The sequence below is a fragment of the Oleiphilus sp. HI0123 genome (genome assembly GCF_001635315.1).
In genome coordinates, this window is the sequence record NZ_LWGE01001637.1 from 1 (window position 1) to 3318 (window position 3318).

A 3318-nucleotide genomic window follows, 5' to 3' on the forward strand; every position below is an offset into this window, starting at 1 on the left:
GAAGAATAGCCCGATTAGTCTCAGTGAACTTCGTGAGCACCTGCGACAGCAATTGCCCCCTTACATGGTGCCGCAGCACCTTGAAGCACTCGGGGAGTTACCACGCACCCTTAACAACAAGCTTGATCGAAAGGCTTTAGAAAGCCTCCCTTTATCAGAATCAAGCTCGTTAGGCAAAGAAGAAGTACGGGCCGCTACTACAGCGACTGAACTTAAGTTACTGAGCATCTGGCAAGAAGTCATCAATAAACCCATATCTAACATCAATGAAAACTTCTTCGACCTAGGTGGGCATTCTTTGCTCATTGCACAAATCATCCACCGTGTTGAAATGGATATGTCGGTGCAATTGAAGTTCAGTGACCTCTACGAGTTTGCAGACATCGAGTCTTTAGCTAAAAAAATAGATCAATCGCAGCACACAGAACAATCAACCATAACAAAGCGTTCAGAGAATGAACCAGCCTTATTAACCCTTGCCCAACAAAGGCTTTGGTACCTGAATCAACTGGAAGGAAGCAGTACTGCCTATAACCTTCCCTCTGCATTCAGACTAAAAGGAAAACTCAATAAGCTTGCTTTAAATCAAGCTTTTCAAAACCTAATCAGTCGCCAAGAAGCGCTAAGCGCCGAAGTAATTGAAATTGATTCCCAGCCACATCAACGGCTTCGAAACATCAGTAATTTTGAACTAAGTGAAGTCTCTTTCGCAGATATAGATAAGCCAATTGAACGTGAGCTGGAACTCAAAAAACGCCTGACCGTTTTACAAAACCAGGTTTTCGATATCAATCACGATATTCTTTTTAAAGCAGAACTAATCATTCTTAGTGAAGAAGAGAGCATTTTGTTTTTTATGCCTCATCACATCATATTCGATGGTTGGTCTTTCGATTTATTTATACATGAGCTCAGTGAGAGTTATAACGCATACTGTTGCGGTATCAATGCTCAATTACCTGTACTCGATTACCAGTTTGCTGACTATGCGAATTGGTCACGACTCAACAGTTCACAAGAAGATGTAGAAAAGGATGTCAGCTATTGGGTAGAACACCTCCAAGGAGCTCCTAACCTTGATATGCCGCTTGATCGACCTCGTCCGGAAACTCAGGATATTCGCGGTGAGCAAGTTTCATTTGAGCTACCGAGTGACCTACTTTCCAGGCTTAACGGCTTAGCCCTAGAAAAAGACGTAACTTTATTTATGGTCATGATGGCCAGTTATTGTGCCTTGTTGGCAAAATATACCGACCAAGAAGACCTAGTCATTGCGACACCAATGGCTGACCGAACTAAGCCCGGCACTGAAGACCTGATTGGCTTTTTTGTTAACGCCTTAGTACTTCGCTTTAGACTGAGCCGAGAAATGCCATTCCTTGAGCTATTACAGCAGGTCAAGCAACAATGCCTAGAAGGTTTTGACCATATGAGAGCACCGTTCGAAAAGATCGTCGAACGCCTGAACCCTGAACGTGATATGAGTCGTGCTCCCATCTACCAAACCTCTATCACCTACCAAGACGTATCTAAACGCGAACAAGTCATGGGAAGTGGTGACCATACGATAAACATCAAGCAGTGTGAGATCCCTTCTCATGATTCACCACTCGACCTGAACATATGGTTTAAAAAACGCGGCGACTCACTCAGTGGAGCAATCGTCTATAGTACATCTCTCTTTACTGAAAAAACGATCCAAGGCTTTAGGGATCATTTTCTTACGATTCTCGGACAAATTGCACAAAACCCGATAACCAGGCTTTGCGATATAGAACTACTTAATCAAAGCTCAAGCAAGCAAGTGATGAGACAATGTATAGGACCTGCTCATGCTTGGCATGAAGAACAAGCCAAGGCCCCTCGCACTGTCGGTCACTACCTTCATCATCAAGCTCAACAATTTGCCGAAAGTGATGCCGTCATATTTGAGCAGGAAGTCTTAAGCTATCGTCAGCTTGATGAACTTAGCTCACAGTGGGCTCAGCTCCTATTAGAGGAACATGTATCCGTTGGGGATCGCGTAGGCTTGTGCCTGGACCGCTCTCAGCATATGCTCGCGGCCCTAATTGGCATATTGAAAGTCGGCGCCAGCTATGTCCCGCTTGACCCTGACTTCCCCGATGATCGTTTGGCGTACATGATTGAAGACTCGGGCTTACAACACCTAGTCACTCAAGAAGCGCATATCAAGCGCCTGCCTTCTGTTGCACACATACTCAATACCGACCTGATTTCTGAACGTCTATCACAGCAGAACACAGCTTGCCCAGATGTAACAATCCCTGAGGATACAGCTGCGTATATCATCTATACCTCCGGTTCTACCGGAAAGCCTAAAGGCGTTGTGGTACCCCATGCTTCCGTCATGAACTTCTTACACAGCATGGCAGAAAAGCCAGGGCTCGAGGCTGATGATACCCTGATGGCAGTAACAACTTTGTCTTTTGATATTGCCGTACTTGAACTCTACTTGCCACTATGGGTCGGCGCCAAAGTCATTATTGCCAAGAAACAGGATAGTAGTGATGGTCGACGTTTATTAAGCTTGCTGACAAAGCATCAGGCAAACTTCATGCAAGCAACACCCGCCACCTGGCGATTGCTGATCAGTAGTGGCTGGCAGGGTGAGCCTAGATTAAAAGCACTGTGCGGTGGCGAAGCATTGCCATTGGATTTAGCTGAAGAGCTACTTCAACGCTGTAGTGAGCTTTGGAACATGTATGGCCCAACTGAAACCACCGTTTGGTCTAGCTGTGCCCAGATTACACAAACCCAAACACCGCCTGGATTGGGCTTACCTATCGCCAACACTCAGTTATATGTGCTGGATGAGCAGCTGCGCCCTGTCCCTAACGGCATCGCTGGCGAACTATACATCGGTGGTGACGGTTTGACCTTAGGCTATAACAATCGTGACGAATTAACCCGGAAGGTCTTTATTCCAAACCCCTTTGGAGACGGCCAACTCTATCGCACCGGTGATAAAGTACGCTACACCCACGACGGCACCCTTACGTATATGGGACGACTGGATCAGCAAGTCAAAGTACGCGGCTACCGAATAGAACTGGGTGAAATTGAGACGCTTATGCGCCAACACGACGCCATTGACGACTGCGCCTTAAGCGTACGAGAAGTCCGTGCCGGCGATACGCGGCTCATCGCTTATGTTGTATGGAAGAATAGCCCGATTAGTCTCAGTGAACTTCGTGAGCACCTGCGACAGCAATTGCCCCCTTACATGGTGCCGCAGCACCTTGAAGCACTCGGGGAGTTACCACGCACCCTTAACAACAAGCTTGATCGAAAGGCTTT

Annotated in this window: 1 protein-coding gene; it reads left to right on the top strand. The window is 46.6% G+C overall.

What is annotated here, in order from left to right:
• On the top strand, positions 1-3318 hold a 3318-nt coding region (locus A3761_RS22060), incomplete at both ends, for a non-ribosomal peptide synthetase (RefSeq protein WP_156492031.1).